We start from the raw sequence: 18,792 nt of genomic DNA, 5'->3' as shown, positions 1-18,792 counted from the left end.
GCGCAGGCGCCGGCCGTCACGCAGCCTTCGCCTGCGCGCTCAGCCGGCGGCACGCCTGGCCGTGCTCGTCGAACAGATGGCAGTGCTCGGCCTGCGCATGCACGCGCAGCGCCTCGCCGGTGCGGTACGTGTCGAGCGGCGGAATCCGCGCGATCAACCCGTCGGGCGCCGCCGCCGACTCCGCATACAGATAAGCCGAATCGCCGAGCGACTCGACGGCCATCGTCCGTGCGGCAACCCCCGTCGCCGCCGCGTCGACCAGCAGGTGTTCGGGACGCACGCCGACCGTGACCGCGGCGCCGCGTTGCAGCCCGGTCGCGTCCACCGCGACACGCTGCGTCTCGCCGCTGTCGAAACGCACGAGCACGCCGAGCGCATCGACCGATTCGACCGTACCCTTCAGGAAGTTCATCTTCGGCGAGCCGATGAAGCCCGCGACGAACTGGTTCGCCGGCGCGTGATACAGCTCGTTCGGCGTGCCGACCTGCTGCACCGCGCCGCCCGACAGCACGACGATCTTGTCCGCGAGCGTCATCGCTTCGACCTGGTCGTGCGTCACGTAGATCATCGTCGTCTTCAGCTCGTCGTGCAGCCGTGCGAATTCCAGCCGCATCTTCACGCGCAGCGCGGCGTCGAGGTTCGACAACGGTTCGTCGAACAGGAACACCTTCGGCTTGCGCGTGATCGCGCGGCCGATCGCGACGCGCTGCCGCTGGCCGCCCGACAGCTGCTTCGGCTTGCGGTCGAGCAGGTGATCGATGTGCAGGATCTTCGCGGCCTGCTTCACGGCCTGGTCGATCTCTGGTTTCTTCGCGCCCGCGAGCTTCAGGCCGAACGCCATGTTGTCGTACAGCGTCATGTGCGGGTACAGCGCATACGACTGGAACACCATCGCGATGCCGCGCTTCGCGCTCGGCACGTCGTTGACCTTCGCGCCGTCGATCAGCAGGTCGCCGTGCGAAATATCCTCGAGGCCCGCGATCATCCGCATCAGCGTGGATTTGCCGCAGCCGCTCGGCCCGACGAACACGACGAATTCGCCGTCGGCGATGTCGAGGTTCACGTTGCGCAGCACTTCCGTTTCGTCGTAGCGCTTCGCGATGTTGCGCAGGAGCACGCTTGCCATGATCTGTCTCCGTTCGTTCGTGATGCGCCGCCTTCGGGCGGCGCGCAATCGTTGCTAGTTCGGCAGCACCGCGCCCGTCGCCTGCCAGCGCGCGACGTAGCCGGGCAGCTCGTGCATGTCGTCGAATACGTGACGCGCGCCGATCCCGCGCAGCGCGTCGATTTGCGCGGCCGACGCGTGCCCACCGCCGACGAAGCCGAGCACGGTCATGCCGGCCGCCGCCGCCGCGGTGATGCCCGTCACGCTGTCCTCGACGACGAGGCAGTGGGCAGGCGCCGCGCCGAGCGTGCGCGCGGCCGCGAGATACACGTCGGGCGCCGGCTTCGGCCGCGCGACGGCATCCGCGCAGAACAGCCGGTCGCCGAAGAAGCGTGCGAGACCGGTGCGGGCGAGCGCCGCCTCGACGTACGCGCGGTAGCTGTTGCTCGCGCAGGCCGTCGTCAGTTGAATCGCGGCCAGCGCCGTATCGATACCGTCGACCATCGGCGCATTGACGGCCGCCGCTTCGACCGCGCGGCGGATCGCCTCGACGTCGGCGGCCGACAGCGTACGGCCGACGGCCTCGCCGGCGCCGGCGAGCACGCGCTCGATGCGCAGCCCGAGCAGCGGCATCACGGCCGGCCGCGCGTCGACGCCCGGCCAGCGCGCATCGAGTTCGCGCACGATCACGTCGGCGGCCACGGCCTCGCTGTCGATCAGCACGCCGTCGCAATCGCAGATCAGGACGTTCGCTGTCATTTGACGGCCCCGAACGTGAGCCCGCGCACGAGCTGCTTCTGCGACAGCCAGCCGACGATCAGGATCGGCGCGACGGCCAGCAGGGAGGCGGCGGACAGCTTCGCCCAGAACAACCCTTCGGGGCTCGAGTACGACGCGATGAACACGGTCAGCGGCGCGGCGTTCGAACTCGACAGGTTGATGCTCCAGAACGCCTCGTTCCACGACAGGATGACGAGCAGCAGCGCGGTGGACGCGAGCCCCGGCAGCGCCATCGGCATCAGCAGGTAGACGATCTCCTGCCACGTCGACGCGCCGTCGATGCGCCCGGCTTCGAGGATGTCCTTCGGAATTTCGTTGAAGTACGTGAAGGTCATCCACACCGCGATCGGCAGGTTGATCAGCGTGTAGACGATCACGAGCCCCGAAACCGTGTCGAGCAGCCCGGCGTTCTTCCACAGCAGGTAGATCGGCACGAGCACGCCGACCGACGGCATCATCTTCGTCGACAGCATCCACAGCAGCACCTTCTGCGTGCGGTGGTTCGGGAAGAACGCCATCGCGTACGCGGCCGGCACCGCGAACAGCAGCGAGATCACCGTGACGCCGGCCGAGATCAGCACCGAGTTCCACGCGAACGCGAAGTAGTTGCTGCGCGCGAACACCTCGCGGAAGCTGTCGAGCGTCGGCATGAAGAACAGCGTCGACGCATACGCCTGCTGCTCGGTCTTGAACGCGGTGATCGCCATCCAGAAGATCGGGAAGAACAGCAGCAGCGCGATCAGCCATGCGAGCGTGCCGGGCAGCGCGCGCCGCACGAGGTCGAACACGGCCGGCACGCGCCGGCCTTCGAAGGTCAGGTCGCTCATTTCTCGTACTCTCCCTTCAGGTTGCGCGCGAGCATCCGCACGAGGAAGAACGACACGACGTTCGCGACCACCACGGCGATGATGCCGCCCGCGGACGCGAGGCCGACGTCGAACTGCTGCAGGCCGAGCGCGTAGATCAGGTAGGACAGGTTGGTCGTCGCGTCGCCGGGGCCGCCGCCGGTCGTCGTGTAGATCTCCGCGAAGATCGACAGCAGGAAGATCGTCTCCATCATCACGACCACGGCGATCGCGCGCTTCAGGTGCGGCAGCGTGATGTAGAAGAACATCGCGATCGGGCCCGCGCCGTCGATGCGTGCGGCTTCCTTCTGCTCCTGGTCGAGCGACTGGATCGCGGTGAACAGGATCAGGAACGCGAACGGCAGCCACTGCCACGCGACGATGATGATCACCGCGGTGAGCGGGTAATCGGCGAACCAGTCGATCGGCGTCATGCCGAGCGCGCGCATCGCGTTCGCGACGAGGCCGTATACCGGGTGCAGGATCATGTTCTTCCAGATCAGCGCGGACACCGTCGGCATCACGAAGAACGGCGCGATCGCGAGCAGGCGCGCGACGCCCTGCCCGTAGAACTTGCGGTCGAACAGCACGGCCATCAGCACGCCGCCGACCACCGTGATCGCGAGCACCGCGCCGATCAGCACGAGCGTGTGCCAGATCGCGGGCAGGAACGACGGATCGGTCGCGAGGAAGCGGTAGTTGTCGAAGCCCGCGAAACCCTTCACGTCCGGGTTCAGCAGGTTGTAGCGCGAGAACGAATACCAGATCGTCATCGCGAGCGGAATCGACATCCACAGCAGCAGCACCGCGACGGACGGCGACACGAGCCAGCTCGCGCCGCCGCGCGCGCGGCGCGGCGCGCCCGGCGGCAACGACGCGTCGCCGACCGACGGCGCGTGGGCGTGACTCAGGGGAAGACGCAGGTGACGCATGATCGGAGTCCCTCCGGTTGATGCGCGGGCGCGAACGGCCTGCCCGCCTTTCAGCTTCGCCGGCCCGCAGCGTGTGCAACGGCGCACGTTGCGGGCCACGCGACTGCTGGCGCGTTACTTCTTGTAGCCGGCCTGCCGCACCGCGCGGTCGGCGGCGGCCTGCCCGGCAGCGAGCGCCTGGTCGACCGTCATCTGGCCCGCGACCGCACCGGCGATCGACTGGCCGACCACCGTGCCGAACGACTGGAATTCAGGAATCCCGACGTACTGCACGCCCGTGTACGGCACCTTCTTCAGCGACGGGTCGTTCGGGTCGGCCGTCTCGATCGCCTTCAGCACGAAGTCCGAGAACGGCGCGGCGGCCTTGTACTCGGGGCGCTGATAGGTCGACGTGCGCGTGCCCGGCGGCACCGACGCCCAGCCTTCGTCCTTGCCGGCCATCTCGATGTACTGCTTCGACGTCGCCCACGCGATGAACTTGCGCGCGGCGTCCTGCTGCTTCGACGTCTTCGGCACGGCCAGCGCCCACGCCCACAGCCAGTGCGAGCCCTTCGGCGTGACGGCGACCGGCGCGGCCGCGAAGCCGATCTTGTCGGCCACCTGCGACTGCTGCTTGTTGTAGAGCATGCCGGCCGCGACCGTCGCGTCGATCCACATCGCGCACTTGCCCGATGCGGTGAGCGTCAGGTTCTCGTTGAAGCCGTTCGAGCTCGCTCCCGGCGGGCCGTTTTTCTTCAGCAGGTTCACGTAGAACGTGATCGCCTTCTTCCATTCGGGCGACGTGAGCTGCGCGTTCCAGTTCTCGTCGAACCAGCGCCCGCCGAACGTGTTCACGACCGTCGACACGAACGCCATGTTCTCGCCCCAACCGGCCTTGCCGCGCAGGCAGATCCCGTAGGTGCCCTTCGACTTGTCGGTGAGCTTGTCCGCGAATTCGGCGATCTGGTCGTAGGTCGGCTGGTCGGGCATCTTCAGCCCCTTCGCCGCGAACAGGTCCTTGCGGTAGAACGTCATCGAGCTTTCGACGTAGAACGGCAGCGCGTAGAGCTGGCCGTTGTACGACAGGCTGTCGCGCGCGGTCTTCACGATGTCGTTCAGGTCGTAGTCGGCCGGCAGGCCCGTCATCGGCGCGAGCCAGCCGCGCTTGCCCCACTGCGGCGTCTCGTAGGTGCCGATCGCCATCACGTCGAACTGGCCGCTGCCGGTCGTGATGTCGGTCGTCGCGCGCTGGCGCAGCACGTTTTCCTCGAGGATCACCCAGTTCAGCTTGATGTCGGGGTTCGCCTTCTCGAACGCCGGCGACAGCTTCTTCAGCTCGATCATGTCGGGGTTGTTCAGCGTCGCGATCGTCAGCGTGCCGGCTGACGCGGCGCAGGCCGCAGTCGCGAGCGCGGCTCCGGCGAAGCAGCGTGCGGCGGCGTCGAGCATCTTTCGTTGCATGGCATGTCTCCTGTGTTTGTTCGAAGTGTCGTCGGTATTGCGATTACTTCGCGGCCCGTCACGCCGGCCGCTGCATTCCGCACGCGCGCGCATAGTGCGCAATCACGTCGCGTATCCGGTGGCGCACCCACGCGCGCGGCTCCTTCGCGAGGCCGCCCGCGCGGCACGCCGCGTAGACATCCGGCAGCCACTGCGCGACGAGCGTCTCCGGCACCGGCTGCCGCGCGAGGTTGTCGAACAGCTGCTCGACCGCGGCCGCGACGGCCGGCTGCAGCCAGTAGTAGCGGATCCGGTCGCTGTAGCTGAACTGGCGCGCGAGCCGCTGCTCGGTCTCGTCGCCTCGGTAGTACGGCGCCCAGTGTTCGGGCTGCGCGCGCATCGCCGTGTCGACGACATCGCGCAGCCGCGAGCGCTGCGCGACGTCGCCGATCAGCGCCTCTTCGATGAAGGTCAGCGCGAACAGCGCCTCGCGCAGCGCGAACGTCAGCGCGGGGCCGACCTTCAGCACCGCGAAGTGGTCGCGCACGAGCGCGGCGAGCGCGTCTTCGGTCTGGTAATCGGTCGAGTGCGCCTCGAACACGAGGCGCGGTGTCTGCAGGATACTCGCGCCGAGCGACGCCGCCTTCGCACTGTCGTAGTCGAGCACGTGGCGATCGTCGAAGTCGACGCCCGGCTGCGCGACGATCGCGACGACGCGCGTCCATGCGTCGTCGAGCCCGGCAGCCGCGAACGCACGACGGTGTGCGTCGAGCGTCGCCGCGATGCTGTCGCTGCGCGTGACCGCGATCTGCGCGATCGCCGCATCGTCCCCTTCGTTCGCGCCGCCGCTCACTTCGCCGCCCGGTGTCGGCACCTCGGTTCCGATCACGTAGACGGGCGCGATACCGGCGCGCCGGGCCGCGTCTTCCGCCGCGCGGCACAGCTCGGCCGCGCGTGCGGCGATCGTGCGATCGTCGAGCCGCACCGGATCGTCCGCGCACGCCATGCTCGCATCGAGATGGATCTTCTCGAAGCCGGCCTCGACGTACGCGGCGACCATCGCGACGGCCTCGCGCATCGCGTCGGCCGCGCGACGGTGCCGCCACGGGTTCGGGCCGAGATGGTCGCCGCCGAGCACGAGCGCCGACGGCGCGAGCCCGCATCGCGCGGCGATCGCATCGACGTCGCGGCGGAAATCGGCGGGCGTCATGCCCGTATAGCCGCCGAGATGGTTCACCTGGTTGCAGGTCGCCTCGACCAAGAGCGGCGAGCCGTCCGCGCGCGCGGCTTCGCACGCGGCTTCCAGCACGAGCCGGTGCGCACTGCAGATCGAATAGATGCCGCGCTGCGCGTCGGCGCGGTTCGCGTCGAAGATCATCCGCAGCACCGCGTCCGCATGGGCGGTGCGCGGGCGTTCGGCGAAGGTCGTCAGGCCGGACATGCGATACCTCGTTCGGTCAGGAAGCGGTCGATCTCGGCCGCGCTGCTGTTGCCTTCCATCGGGCCGCGCCGCGTGACCGCGATCGCGCCGGCCGCGTTCGCGCGGCGCAAGGCGGCATCGATCGGCGCGCCCGCGACCAGGCTCGCAACGAGCGTGCCGCCGAAGCAGTCGCCGGCGCCGGTCGGGTCGACTTCGTCGACCGGAAAGGCCGACGCGTCGACGCGGTTCGCACGGTCGAACGCGACGCTGCCTTGCGCGCCGCGCTTCAGCACGACACGCTCCAGCAGCGGATGCGTCGCGAGCAGGCCCGCGATCGCGCGCTCGGCCGGCTGCGGCCCGCAGAAGAACGGCAGGTCGGCCTCGCTCGGCATGAACAGGTGGCACGCGGCGAGCATCTCGTCGAGCGCCGCGCGCATCGGGCGAAAGCTCAGCATCTCGGGGCGCACGTTCGGATCGAACGACACCTTCGCGCCGGCGCGCGCGGCCTCGATCACGCCGCGCTGCACGGCCGCGATCGCCGATTCGCTCGTCAGCGACGAGCCCATCACGTGGAAATAGCGGCAGCCGTCGAACATCGCGGGATCGACGTCCGAGGCATCGACGCACGCGGCCGCGCTGGTGGACAGCGTGAAGACGAAGCTGCGCGAACCGTCGTCGCGATACGCGACGAACGCGGTGCCGGTCGGGCGTGCGACGCGGCGGATGCGCGCCACCTCGACGCCGTCGCGTTCGAGCCGCGCGACGATCGCGTCGCCGAACGCGTCGCGGCCGACGCAGCCCGCATACGCGACGCGCGCGCCGAGCCGTGCGGCCTGGTCGGCGAAGATCGCCGGCGCACCGCTCGGGAACGGTCCCGCGAACAGGCCCGGCGTCTCGAAACCCTGGCCGCGCTCGGCGGCGACGAATTCGGCGAGCAGCTCGCCGGCGACGACGATCTCGGCCATCAGGCGTGCCCTCCCCGTTCGACGGCGGCCGCGGCGTGCGGGGCGGCCGCCTCGTCGCGGACCGGCCGGCTGGTTGCGCGTGCGAGCAGCCCCATTTCAGCTCATCCAGTTGCCGCCGTCGACGTTCAGCGTCTGGGCGGTGATGTAGTCGGCGTCGGCCGACGAGAGGAACAGCGCGGCGCCCGTCAGGTCGCCCGGCACGCCCATGCGGCCGAGCGGCACGGCTTCGCCGACGAGCCGCTTCTTCTCGCCGAGCGGCCGGTTCTCGTAGCGCGCGAAGAGGGCATCGACCTGCTCCCACATCGGCGTGTCGACGACGCCCGGCGCGATGCCGTTCACGTTGATCCGGTGCGGCGCGAGCGCGAGCGCGGCCGACTGCGTATAGCTGATCACCGCGGCCTTGGTCGCGCAGTAGTGCGAAACGAGCGCCTCGCCACGACGGCCGGCCTGCGACGACATGTTGACGATCTTGCCGCCGCGCCCCTGCTCGACCATCCGCTGCGCGACGGCCTGCATCAGGAAGAACAACCCCTTCACGTTGACCGCGAACAGCCGGTCGAACACGTCCCACGATTCGTCGAGGATCGGGCGCATGTCGAACAGCGCTGCATTGTTGAACAGGATGTCGACGCCGCCGAAGCGCTCGACCGCCGTGGCGACGATCCGCTCGATGTCGTCGCGGCGCGTGACGTCCGCCGTGACGGCCACCGCGCGGCCGGGGTTCGCCTCGATCAGCCGCGCGAGCGAGCCGCTGGCGGGCTTCAGGTCGACGAGGACGCAGCGTGCGCCCTCGTCCAGATAGCGTTGTGCGACCGCCTCGCCGATGCCGCTTGCGGCGCCCGTCAGGATCGCGACCTTGTCTTCCAGTCTCACTGGCTGTCTCCGGTTCGTTCTGCTGTACGACGGTTGCGAGGTGAGCGAACGCTCGCCAACCGATCAATTGCTCTGTTAGTGATCGAATGATCGGATACGCGATTCGCGCTGTCAAGGCGACGCGACGGCTTTCTATGACGCGCTGCGGCACAACGGCGCATGACGACGGCCCGTCGCGCAGGCCCGGCAAGGCGCGCGGCGCGCGGTGCGGCGCAGTGGGACGGACGGTGAAGGGGACGGAGCGAAGCAGGAAAGGGGAATTCGCGCTGCACGGCGCGACGATACGTTATATCATCGCCATACTTTGTTTCATCGCCCTGCTTCACGCCATGGCTACCTCATCGTCCATTGACGCCCGGCTGTCCCGGGCCGACGCATTCGCCGCCGAGCACGGGCTCGCGTGGACGCCGCTGCGCCGTCAGGTCTACGAACGCGTGCTGGCCGCGCAGCGCCCGATCGGCGCGTACGACCTGCTCGCCGAACTCGAACCGCAGCGCGGCCGCGTGCCGCCGACGACCGTCTATCGCGCGCTGGATTTCCTCGTCGAGCACGGCTTCATCCACCGGATCGAATCGAAGAACGCGTTCTTCGCGTGCTGCGAGATCGGCGTGCCGCACGAAGGCCAGTTCCTGATCTGCGATTCGTGCGGCGACACCGTCGAGATTCCCGGCGGCGACCTCGCGAAGCAGCTGTCCGCGAGCGAGCCCGCGCACGGCTTCGAAGTCCACCACCAGGTCGTCGAGCTGAGCGGCCTGTGCGGGCACTGCAAGCGCAAGCCCGCGCAACGCTGACGCCGAATCGCGCGGCCACGCGCCGCCCCTTCCAACGAGGAGTTCCATGTCCATTGCCCTGAAGCGCGCGCCGCGGCGTGCCCTGTCGCCTGTCCGCTGGCTCGCCGCCGCCGTTGCCGCGCTGTCGCTCGCGGCGCCCGCGTTCGCGCAGGCCGCGACCGTCAACGTCGTCGCCGCCGAGAATTTCTACGGCGATGTCGCGACGCAGATCGGCGGCAGCCACGTTGCGGTCACGAGCATCCTCAGCAATCCCGACCAGGATCCGCACCTGTTCGAAGCGAGCCCGAAGACGGCCCGCGCGCTCCAGCACGCGCAGGTCGTGATCTACAACGGCGCCGACTACGATCCGTGGATGGGCAAGCTGCTCGGCGCGTCGAAGCAGGCGAAGCGCGCGACGATCGTCGTCGCCGATCTGGTCGGCAAGAAGGCCGGCGACAACCCGCACCTGTGGTACGACCCGGCGACGATGCCGGCCGCCGCGCGCGCGATCGCGGCCGCGCTCGGCCGCGCCGACCCGGCGAACAAGGCCGAGTACGATGCGAACCTGCAGAAGTTCGTCGCATCGCTGAAGCCCGTCGACGACAAGGTCGCCGCGCTGCGCGCGATGTACAAGGGCGTGCCGGTGACGGCCACCGAGCCCGTATTCGGCTACATGTCGGACGCGATCGGCCTCGACATGCGCAACCAGCGCTTCCAGCTCGCGACGATGAACGACACCGAAGCCAGCGCGCAGGATGTCGCCGCATTCGAGAACGACCTGCGCAAGAAGCAGGTGCGCGTGCTGATCTACAACAGCCAGGCCGAAGAACCGATGACCAAGCGCATGCTGAAGATCGCGCGCGACGGCGGCGTGCCGACCGTCAGCGTCACCGAGACGCAGCCGGCCGGCAAGACCTTCCAGCAATGGATGGCCGGCCAGCTCGACGCGCTCGGCAACGCGCTTTCAGCCGGCAAGCAATAGACAACCGTAACGACATGACCGCCACTCCCCACGCACTCGCCGTCGATCGCGTCACGCTCGAACTGGGCGGACGCACGATCCTGCGCGATGTCAGCTTCTCGATCGAACCCGGCGAATTCGTCGGCGTGCTCGGGCCGAACGGCGCGGGCAAGACGACACTGATGCGCGCGGTGCTCGGCCTCGTGCCCGTGTCGGCCGGCTCGCTGTCCGTCGGCGGCGTGCCGGTCGTGCGCGGCAACCCGTCGATCGGCTACATGCCGCAGATTCGCAGCGGCCTCGCGAACCGCCGGATGCGCGGCTACGATTTCGTCGCGATGGCCGCCGACGGCCACCGCTGGGGGCTGCCGCACACGAACGCGGCCACGCGCCGCGACGTCGACCGCGTGCTCGATCTCGTCGGCGGCCCGACCCTCGCGCGCCGGCCGCTGTCCGAACTGTCGGGCGGCGAACGCCAGCGCCTGCTGCTCGCGCAATGCCTGCTCGGCAATCCGAAGCTGCTGCTGCTCGACGAGCCGCTGATCAGCCTCGACCCGAACCACCAGCGCGGCGTCGTCGAACTCGTGCGCAACGTGCAGCGCGAGCTCGGCATCACCGTGCTGTTCTCCGCGCACGAACTGAATCCGCTGCTGAACGCACTCGACCGCGTGCTGTATCTCGGCAACGGCGTCGCGGCGCTCGGCACCGTCGACGAAGTGATCACGAAGCCCGTGCTGTCGCGGCTCTACGGATCGCCGATCGACGTGATGCGCGTGAACGGCAAGATCTTCGTGATGTCGGGCGACGTCGAGATCGAGAAGCACGACCACGAACACGAGGACGACGACGGTCACTCGCACGGCGGTGGCGGCGGCCACGGCCATCACCACCACGGACACGCTCATCCCGGGCATTCGCACGATGTTTGAATACGACTTCATGATCAACGCCTTCGCGGCGTCGGGGATCGTCGCGGTGCTCGCGGGCATCGTCGGCTACTTCCTGGTGCTGCGCGGGCAGACCTTCGCCGGCCACGCGCTGTCGCACGTCGGCTTCACCGGCGCGACGGGTGCGGTGCTGCTCGGCATCTCGCCGATCTGGGGCATGGTCGGCTTCACGCTCGCGGCCGGGATCGGGATGGGCGCGCTCGGCGAAAAGCTCGCGGGCCGCGACGTCGCGATCGGCGTGATCCTGTCGGGTGCGCTCGGCTTCGGCCTGCTGTTCCTGCATTTCTATACGTCGTTCGCGACGCAGGTCACCGCGCTGCTGTTCGGCAACGTGCTCGCGGTGAGTCACGACACGCTCGCGGTGCTCGCGGGCATCGGCGCGGTGAGCCTCGCCGCGCTCGCGCTGATCGCGCGGCCGCTGCTGTTCGCGTCGCTGCAGCCCGAGCTGGCCGAAGCCAAGGGCGTGTCGCTGCGCGCGGTGTCGATGCTGTTCCTCGCGGTGTGCGCGCTCGCGGTGGCCGCGGCGACGCAGATCGTCGGCGTGCTGCTCGTGTTCACGCTGCTGGTCGGGCCGGCTGCGGCCGCGCAGAACGTGACGACGCGGCTGTCGACCGGCGTGCTGCTCGCCGCGCTGTTCGCGCTGTTCGAGGCGTGGGCCGGTATCGTGCTCGCGTATCACACCGACTGGCCGACGAGCTTCTGGATCACCGCGCTGTCGGCGCTCGTGTACGGCGCAAGCCTGTTGCGGCGCAACTGATCGCCGCTGCGCGCGGCCCGCATCGCGGCCGCCCGTCTCGACGATCGATGCCAATGAAAAACGCCGGCGTGCCCGAGGGCAGCGCCGGCGTTTTTTTATGCGCCCGCGATCGTGCGGCGCGCCGTGTGCGTTACGTGCTTCCCTTCCCGCTCATCGTGCGAGCACGCGCGCGTGATGCGCGAGGTGGTCGGCGATGAACGTCGAGATGAAGTAATAACCGTGGTCGTAGCCGGAATGGCGGCGCAGCGTCAGCGGCTGGCCGGCCTTCGCGCATGCGGCCTCGAACACGTCGGGGTTCAGCTGGTTCGCGAGGAATTGATCGGCCAGCCCCTGGTCGACGAGGATGCCGTCCGCGAACTTCGGCGCGTCGGCGCGCGCGACGAGCTCGCTCGCGTCGTGCGCCTTCCACGCGTCGCGATCGTCGCCGAGGTAGCCCGAGAACGCCTTCTCGCCCCACGGGCAGCGCGTGGGCGCGGCGATCGGCGCGAACGCCGACACCGACCGGTACAGGCCCGGATGGCGCAGCGCGAGCGTCAGCGCGCCATGCCCGCCCATCGAGTGACCGAAGATCCCGAGCCGCGCCCCGTCGATCGGCAGCTCGGCCGCGACGAGCTCGCGCAGCTCGCCCGTCACGTACGACTCCATCCGGTAATGCGCGGACCACGGCGCCTCGGTCGCGTCGACGTAGAAGCCCGCACCGACGCCGAAATCCCACGCATCGGTCTCGCCCGGCACGCCCGCGCCGCGCGGGCTCGTGTCGGGCATCACGAGCGCGATGCCGTGCTGCGCCGCGTATTGCTGCGCGCCGCCCTTGATCGCGAACGTCTCGTCGGTACACGTGAGCCCGGCAAGATAGAACAGCGCCGGCACGCGGCCGTGCGCCGCCTGCGGCGGCAGGTACACCGAGAACTTCATCGGCAGGCCGATGGCCGCCGAATCGTGACGGTAGAAACGCTGCTCGCCGCCGTGGCACGCATGCGAGGAAACGAGTTCGAGCATGACGGTGCGCTCCCGGTCAGTACAGCACGACCGAGCGGATCGACTCGCCGGCCTTCATCAGGTCGAAGCCTTCGTTGATCCGCTCGAGCGGCAGCGTGTGCGTGATCAGGTCGTCGATGTTGATCTTGCCTTCCATGTACCAGTCGACGATCTTCGGCACGTCGGTGCGGCCGCGTGCGCCGCCGAATGCCGAGCCCTTCCACTCGCGGCCCGTCACCAGCTGGAACGGACGCGTGCTGATTTCCTCGCCCGCTGCCGCCACGCCGATGATGAACGACTGGCCCCAGCCCTTGTGCGTGCACTCGAGCGCCTGGCGCATCAGCTTCACGTTGCCGACGCATTCGAACGAGTAGTCGGCGCCGCCGTCGGTCAGCTGCACGATGTGGTCGACGACGTTCTCGACTTCGTTCGGGTTGATGAAGTGCGTCATCCCGAACTTCTTCGCGAGCTCGACGCGCTTCGGGTTGATGTCGACGCCGATGATCTTGTCCGCGCCGACCATCTTCGCGCCCTGGATCACGTTCAGGCCGATCCCGCCGAGACCGAACACGACGACGTTCGCGCCCGCCTCGACCTTCGCCGAGTACACGACCGCGCCGACGCCCGTCGTCACGCCGCAGCCGATGTAGCAGATCTTGTCGAACGGCGCGTCCTCGCGCACCTTCGCCACCGCGATTTCCGGCACGACGATGTAGTTCGAGAACGTCGACGTACCCATGTAGTGGAACAGCGGCTTGCCGTCGAGCGAGAAGCGCGACGTTGCATCGGGCATCAGGCCCTTGCCCTGCGTCGCGCGGATCTTCTGGCACAGGTTGGTCTTGCGCGACAGGCAGAACTTGCACTCGCGGCACTCGGGCGTGTAGAGCGGAATCACGTGATCGCCCTTGCGCAAGGTGCCGACGCCGGGGCCGACGTCGACCACCACGCCCGCGCCTTCATGGCCGAGGATCGCCGGGAAGATCCCTTCCGGATCGGCGCCCGACAGCGTGTAGTAGTCAGTGTGGCAGATGCCCGTCGCCTTCACTTCGATCAGCACTTCGCCTGCGCGCGGCCCTTCGAGATCGACTTCCTCGATCGTCAGCGGCGCACCCGCCTTCCATGCAATCGCGGCTTTCGTTTTCATCGTGTCACTCCTGTGTGTCTGTGAGGTCGGCCGGCGAACGCGTCAGCGCCCGCCGGGTTCCATGCAAAGCTGTCGAAGCCGTGCCGCGCGGCATCGCGCGACACGAAGAAAGAATCCCGTGCTCGCCATGATGGCCGCTCCCGTCACGCACCGCGTGCGGGAAACGGTCGCCGGCTTGCCACGATGCGTCATCGCTGACGCAAAAGAACAAGTGTTCGAGTTTAAACGCCCGTCGTGAACCATGCATCCGTGCGTGCGTACAGATCGATGAAGCGCGCATGGCGCGCGGCCAGCAGGCGGTCGTCGCGCGGCGCGGCGACCGGCGACGCGGCCGGCGCCAGCGCGCGCAATGCGTCTTCCCGCCAGTGCCCGATCGCGACGCCCGCGAGCAGCGCGGCACCGCGCGTCGCGGCATTCGGGCAGTCGATCGCGTGCAGCGACGCGCCGAGCGCGTCGGCGAGCAACTGGCGCCAGCGCGGATCGACCGAGCCGCCGCCGGCGAGACGCAGCGTCGTCACCGGGTCGCGACGATCGGCATCGCGGATCGCATCGAGCCCCGCGCGCAGCGCGAACGCGACGCCTTCGAACGCCGCGCGCATCATCGCGCCGCGCGTATCGCCGAGCCCGAGGCCGAGCCAGCCGCCGCGCGCATCGGGGTTCATCCACGGCGAACGCTCGCCCGTCAGGTACGGCAGGAAGCACAGCCGGTCGGACGCCGGCTGCGCGAACGCATCGTCATACGCATCGGCCCATCCCGCATAGCCAAGCCAGCCGCGTACGGCTTCGAGCGCGAGCCCGACGTTCTGCATCGCGGCCATCGTGTAGTAGCCGCCGCCGGCCGCCGTGCGATAGCGATGCAGTCCGCGCCGCGCGGGCGGCAGCGCATCCGCGAGCACGACGATCTGGCCGCCGCTGCCGGTCGTCAGCAGTGCGTCGCCTGCGGCAACCAGCCCGCTGCCGAGCGCCGCGCATGCCGTGTCGGCCGCACCCGTCGCGAGCGGCACGCCGGCCGGCAGCCCGAGCGCCGTGGCGGCCTGCGCGCCGAGCGTGCCGCAGCGCGCGGTCGACGCAAGCACCGGCGCAAAGCAGTCGGCAGGCAAGCCAAACGCGTCGATCAACGCGACATCCCACGCGCCGTCGGGCGTCGCCAGCGCGGTCGCGCACGCGTCGCTCGGATCGGCCGCGACGTCGCCGCCGAGCGCGATGCGCAGCCAGTCCTTCGGCTGCACGGCCCAGCGCGCGGCGCGCAGCGCATCGGGTTCGTGCGCGGCCAGCCAGCGCAGCAGCGGGCCGGCCATGCCCGGCGCGACGGGGTTCGGGGCGACGGGTAATCCGGCAACGGGCGATCCGGCAACGGGCGATCCGGCGGCGGTCCAGCTGACCGCATCCGCTTCGCGCACGGCGCGCGTGTCGGGCCACAGCAGCGCGGGCCGCACCGGCTGCCCGGCCGCGTCGATCAGCACGACGCCGTGCATCTGGCCCGAGAAACCGATCGCGGCGACCTGCGCGCGCTCGCCGGCCGGCAGCCGCGCCGCCGCGCGCACGAGCGCCTGCCACCACGTATCGGGCGCGATCTCGGCCCAGCCGGGGTGCGGCGACGACAACGCATAAGGTTCGCTCGCGACTGCCCGCTCGACGCCATCGGCATCGAGCGTGACGAGTTTGACGGAGCCGGTGCCGAGGTCGATTCCGAGCAGGCGCATGACGGGGCGATGAATTCGTATGAACGGATGCCGATGATAACGGGATAGCGATGTACGCCCCGGCTTTTGCGGTCTGGACGATGCAAAACGACGCAGCGGAACCGCGACCGGCGCCCCGGTTTCACCCGGCTGCACCTTGCGCGCAAAAGCGGCCGCTCGCGGGTTAACCCGGCACGAATTTTCACCGGTCCTTTTTGCCACTATGCGCGTCGTCCGATACACACCATAAAGCGGCCTATATTTGACATGGGGGCCCGCGCTTTTTTGAAGGGCTATAAAACCGGGGAACCTCACTCCCGCGGCCGTTTCCCGATGATCGACACCCTGTTCCATGCCGAATTGGCATATCGAACCAGCAAAGAACGGAATAGTACCCAGCGCTCTTGTTGCGTGGATTCATTCCGCATAACTTCGTATCACCCCGAAAACAAGATCATGGAGTGAGACAGATGCAATCGAACACGGTCCATCCGTGCGATGAGGTGCTGCCGACCGGCAAGCTGGTAACGCTTGGCCTGCAACACGTCCTCGTCATGTACGCCGGCGCTGTCGCCGTGCCGCTTATCGTTGGCGCCGCACTCAAGCTGCCGAAAGACCAGATCGCGTTCCTGATCAGCGCCGATCTGTTTTCGTGCGGCATCGCCACGCTGATTCAGACGCTGGGCCTGTGGATCTTCGGGATCCGCCTGCCCGTCATCATGGGCTGCACGTTCGCGGCAGTCGGCCCGATGATCGCGATCGGCACGAACCCCGGCCTCGGCATTCTCGACATCTTCGGATCGACGATCGCGGCCGGCATCATCGGCATCGTGCTCGCGCCGATGATCGGCAAGCTGTTGCGGTTCTTCCCGCCGGTGGTCGTCGGCACCGTGATCGCGGTGATCGGGCTGTCGCTGATGGAAGTCGGCATCAACTGGGCGGCCGGCGGCGTCGGCAACCCCGAGTACGGCAGCCCCGTCTATCTCGGCCTGTCGCTGCTCGTGCTGACGCTGATCCTGCTGATCAACAAGTTCGGCCGCGGCTTCATCGCGAACATCTCGGTGCTGCTCGGCATCGTCGCCGGCTTCGCGATCGCGTTCGCGATCGGCCGCGTGAATACCGACGGCGTCGCACACGCACCGTGGGTCGGCATCGTGATGCCGTTCCACTTCGGCCTGCCGCACTTCGACCCGCTGTCGATCGTGACGATGGTCACGGTGATGTTCGTCACGTTCATCGAATCGACCGGCATGTTTCTCGCGGTGGGCGACATGGTCGATCGCCCGGTCAACCAGGAGCGCCTGGTGCGCGGCCTGCGCGTCGACGGCCTCGGTACGCTGATCGGCGGCATCTTCAACTCGTTCCCGCATACGTCGTTCTCGCAGAACGTCGGCCTGATCGGCGTGACGGGCGTGAAGAGCCGCTTCGTGTGTGCGACGGGCGGCGTGATCCTCGTGCTGCTCGGCCTGTTCCCGAAGATGGCACAGGTCGTCGCATCGGTGCCGCCGTTCGTGCTCGGCGGTGCAGGCATCGTGATGTTCGGGATGGTGGCCGCGAACGGCATCAAGGTGCTGTCGAAGGTCGATTTCGTGAACAACTCGCACAACCTGTTCATCGTCGCCGTGAGTGTCGGCATGGGCCTCGTGCCGGTCGTGTCGCCGCACTTCTTCTCGAAGCTGCCGCCCGCGCTCGCCCCGATCCTGCACAGCGGCATCCTGCTGGCATCGGCCACGGCCGTGATCCTGAACATCGTGTTCAACGGCGTGAAAGGCGAAAAGGATGCGCGCTGCGACATCCGCCGCGCCGGACACGACTTCGACGGGCGTCCCGCCGACGTGCACCACTGATCGCCCCGCTCCGGACGACGGCGCGCAGCGGTAACGCAAAACGCCACGGCATGCCGTGGCGTTTTGCTTTTTTCCTGGCTCGACCAACACGGTCATGACGCGGCGGACGCCACGCACGAGCTCCCGGGAGACGCCGCGCGTCAGCTTGCGTGCAACGCCAGCGCCCGCACGATCTTTCGCGCGCAGGCCTCCGGCGTGGCCGTGCTGGTATCGACGCTCACATCGTAGGTGACGCCCGCATGCACCCTGTCGTACTGCCAGCGCGCGAGCCCCGCGAGACGATCGCCCCGTTGCCGCTCCCGCTCCTCGAGAACGTCCAGCGGACAGTGGACGCCGACCATGCTGACCGTAAACGGCGCCAGCAAACGGGCATACTCGGCCTTCTCGTCGCCCAGCAGCACCTCGTCGACGATCAGGTTGTTGCCCTGCTCCGCCAGCGCGACGATCGCGTGGCGCATCCCCTGCATCGCTTGCCGGGCAACGGGCCCGCTGCTTATCGACACCACGTTCCTGCCGTCCTCGACGAACGACGAAAACGTGAATCCCGCCGCGTCATTCAGGTAACGCGCGGGCAGCATGCCGAGAAACGCATCCATCTGGACGTGCAGGTACGGGCTGTCCAGCAGGGCCTGGAGCGCATGCGCGAGCGACGTCTTGCCTGAACTGCCCACGCCGTTGAGCAGGATGATCCGGGTCGTTTTCATGCAGCGAGTGTACCTGCGCGCGTTGAACGATGCCGCACACTCACGTTCTTCGGCCGCACGCTGTGGGCGAAGCAGGGCTGACGTAGCGCGGCTTTCCGCTCGAATTGCCCCTCAAAAAGAAAACGCCACGGATTTGCATCCGTGGCGTTTCGTTTATGCGTACGGCAGGTTCGACGGACAAGCACGGTTTCCCGCGTGTGCCCGTCCTTGCGCTTACCCGTTCGTCGCCACTGCCGACGCAGCCGCCGGAGCGGCCGCCTTGTCGTAGTCGACCGGCGCATCCGGCGCGCGCGGCGTTTCGCCGGCGCGCTGGATCCAGCCGCCACCCAGTGCGCGGTACAGGTCGACCAGGTTCGTCCAGCGTGCCAGACGCGCGCTGATCAGCGTCTGCTGCGCGGAGTACAGATCCGTCTGCGCGGTCAGCACCGACAGGTAGCTGTCGACGCCGTTCTTGTAGCGCAGGTCCGACAGGTCGAAACGTCGCTGCTGCGCGTGCTCGTTGCGCTCCAGCGCCGCGATCTGCTGGTCGTACGTGCCGCGCGCGGCCAGGCCGTCCGACACTTCGCGGAATGCCGACTGGATCGCCTTCTCGTAGTTGGCGATCTCGATGCGCTTCTGCACATGCGCGAGGTTCAGGTTCGCGATGTTCTGGCCGCCTTCGAAGAT

18 protein-coding genes are annotated in these 18,792 nt (G+C 68.5%); 5 read left to right on the top strand and 13 right to left on the bottom strand.

Features of this window, described 5'->3' with window-relative positions; genetic code table 11:
• Positions 1 to 16: 16 nt before the first annotated feature.
• The 8 genes from ugpC to HWX87_RS36275 all read right to left on the bottom strand — a co-directional run bounded on the left by ugpC (position 17) and on the right by HWX87_RS36275 (position 8,339).
• Entirely contained in the window at positions 17 to 1,126 is a 1,110-nt protein-coding gene (gene ugpC / locus HWX87_RS36310) for a sn-glycerol-3-phosphate ABC transporter ATP-binding protein UgpC (RefSeq protein WP_176051633.1), read from the bottom strand.
• Positions 1,127 to 1,180: 54 nt separating this feature from the next.
• The gene (locus HWX87_RS36305; protein WP_176051632.1) at positions 1,181 to 1,864 is read right to left on the bottom strand and encodes an HAD family phosphatase; all 684 of its coding nucleotides are present in this window, start codon (positions 1,862 to 1,864) and stop codon (positions 1,181 to 1,183) included.
• Positions 1,861 to 2,712: a carbohydrate ABC transporter permease gene (locus HWX87_RS36300; protein ID WP_048245223.1), complete on the bottom strand. Its 852-nt coding sequence runs from the start codon at positions 2,710 to 2,712 to the stop codon at positions 1,861 to 1,863. Before HWX87_RS36300 ends, HWX87_RS36305 begins: the two co-directional genes overlap by 4 nt.
• The gene (locus tag HWX87_RS36295; RefSeq protein ID WP_176051631.1) at positions 2,709 to 3,662 is read right to left on the bottom strand and encodes a sugar ABC transporter permease; all 954 of its coding nucleotides are present in this window, start codon (positions 3,660 to 3,662) and stop codon (positions 2,709 to 2,711) included. Before HWX87_RS36295 ends, HWX87_RS36300 begins: the two co-directional genes overlap by 4 nt.
• Positions 3,663 to 3,776: 114 nt before the next feature.
• Positions 3,777 to 5,102 (bottom strand): sugar ABC transporter substrate-binding protein, encoded by a 1,326-nt coding sequence (locus HWX87_RS36290; protein ID WP_176051630.1) that lies wholly within the window; start codon positions 5,100 to 5,102, stop codon positions 3,777 to 3,779.
• A 58-nt stretch (positions 5,103 to 5,160) separates the two neighbouring features.
• Positions 5,161 to 6,522 (bottom strand): D-tagatose-bisphosphate aldolase, class II, non-catalytic subunit, encoded by a 1,362-nt coding sequence (locus tag HWX87_RS36285; protein WP_176051629.1) that lies wholly within the window; start codon positions 6,520 to 6,522, stop codon positions 5,161 to 5,163.
• Positions 6,510 to 7,466 (bottom strand): sugar kinase, encoded by a 957-nt coding sequence (locus HWX87_RS36280; RefSeq protein WP_176051628.1) that lies wholly within the window; start codon positions 7,464 to 7,466, stop codon positions 6,510 to 6,512. The genes HWX87_RS36285 and HWX87_RS36280 overlap by 13 nt, the downstream gene beginning before the upstream one ends.
• A gap of 96 nt (positions 7,467 to 7,562) precedes the next feature.
• Entirely contained in the window at positions 7,563 to 8,339 is a 777-nt protein-coding gene (locus HWX87_RS36275) for an L-iditol 2-dehydrogenase (RefSeq protein ID WP_176051627.1), read from the bottom strand.
• 329 nt (positions 8,340 to 8,668) lie between these two features.
• On the opposite strand from HWX87_RS36275, the gene HWX87_RS36270 reads away from it, so the two are divergent.
• From HWX87_RS36270 to HWX87_RS36255, 4 genes are read left to right on the top strand one after another with little or no spacing between them, the layout of a single operon-like run.
• Positions 8,669 to 9,130 carry a Fur family transcriptional regulator gene (locus HWX87_RS36270; protein WP_011546084.1) on the top strand — a complete coding sequence of 154 codons (462 nt, stop codon included), beginning with the start codon at positions 8,669 to 8,671 and terminating at the stop codon, positions 9,128 to 9,130.
• Between the two features lie 46 nt (positions 9,131 to 9,176).
• Positions 9,177 to 10,091: a zinc ABC transporter substrate-binding protein gene (locus HWX87_RS36265; protein WP_176051626.1), complete on the top strand. Its 915-nt coding sequence runs from the start codon at positions 9,177 to 9,179 to the stop codon at positions 10,089 to 10,091.
• Positions 10,092 to 10,105: 14 nt separating this feature from the next.
• Positions 10,106 to 10,996 (top strand): ABC transporter ATP-binding protein, encoded by an 891-nt coding sequence (locus tag HWX87_RS36260; RefSeq protein WP_176051625.1) that lies wholly within the window; start codon positions 10,106 to 10,108, stop codon positions 10,994 to 10,996.
• On the top strand, positions 10,989 to 11,771 hold the full coding sequence (locus tag HWX87_RS36255; protein WP_176051624.1) for a metal ABC transporter permease: 783 nt from the start codon (positions 10,989 to 10,991) through the stop codon (positions 11,769 to 11,771). The genes HWX87_RS36260 and HWX87_RS36255 overlap by 8 nt, the downstream gene beginning before the upstream one ends.
• Before the next feature lie 150 nt (positions 11,772 to 11,921).
• Here the strand turns inward: HWX87_RS36255 and fghA are convergent, their stop codons facing one another.
• From fghA to HWX87_RS36240, 3 genes are all read right to left on the bottom strand, one after another.
• Complete coding sequence (gene fghA, locus HWX87_RS36250) at positions 11,922 to 12,770, bottom strand: S-formylglutathione hydrolase (RefSeq protein ID WP_176051623.1); 849 nt, start codon at positions 12,768 to 12,770, stop codon at positions 11,922 to 11,924.
• Between the two features lie 16 nt (positions 12,771 to 12,786).
• Positions 12,787 to 13,893: an S-(hydroxymethyl)glutathione dehydrogenase/class III alcohol dehydrogenase gene (locus tag HWX87_RS36245; RefSeq protein WP_011353045.1), complete on the bottom strand. Its 1,107-nt coding sequence runs from the start codon at positions 13,891 to 13,893 to the stop codon at positions 12,787 to 12,789.
• A 221-nt stretch (positions 13,894 to 14,114) separates the two neighbouring features.
• Positions 14,115 to 15,596 carry an FGGY family carbohydrate kinase gene (locus tag HWX87_RS36240; RefSeq protein WP_176051622.1) on the bottom strand — a complete coding sequence of 494 codons (1,482 nt, stop codon included), beginning with the start codon at positions 15,594 to 15,596 and terminating at the stop codon, positions 14,115 to 14,117.
• A 449-nt stretch (positions 15,597 to 16,045) separates the two neighbouring features.
• Between HWX87_RS36240 and HWX87_RS36235 the strand changes: the two genes are divergently transcribed.
• Entirely contained in the window at positions 16,046 to 17,422 is a 1,377-nt protein-coding gene (locus HWX87_RS36235; RefSeq protein ID WP_176051621.1) for a nucleobase:cation symporter-2 family protein, read from the top strand.
• Between the two features lie 140 nt (positions 17,423 to 17,562).
• Here the strand turns inward: HWX87_RS36235 and HWX87_RS36230 are convergent, their stop codons facing one another.
• Positions 17,563 to 18,126, bottom strand: coding sequence for an AAA family ATPase (locus HWX87_RS36230; protein ID WP_176051620.1), 564 nt, complete (start codon positions 18,124 to 18,126; stop codon positions 17,563 to 17,565).
• 213 nt (positions 18,127 to 18,339) lie between these two features.
• Positions 18,340 to 18,792: TolC family protein (locus HWX87_RS36225; RefSeq protein ID WP_176051619.1), on the bottom strand; the 453-nt coding region annotated here is incomplete at its 5' end.

This window comes from Burkholderia sp. BCC1644, assembly GCF_902833225.1.
Classification (GTDB): Bacteria; Pseudomonadota; Gammaproteobacteria; order Burkholderiales; family Burkholderiaceae; genus Burkholderia.
This window is presented reverse-complemented; position numbering and strand designations above follow the sequence as displayed.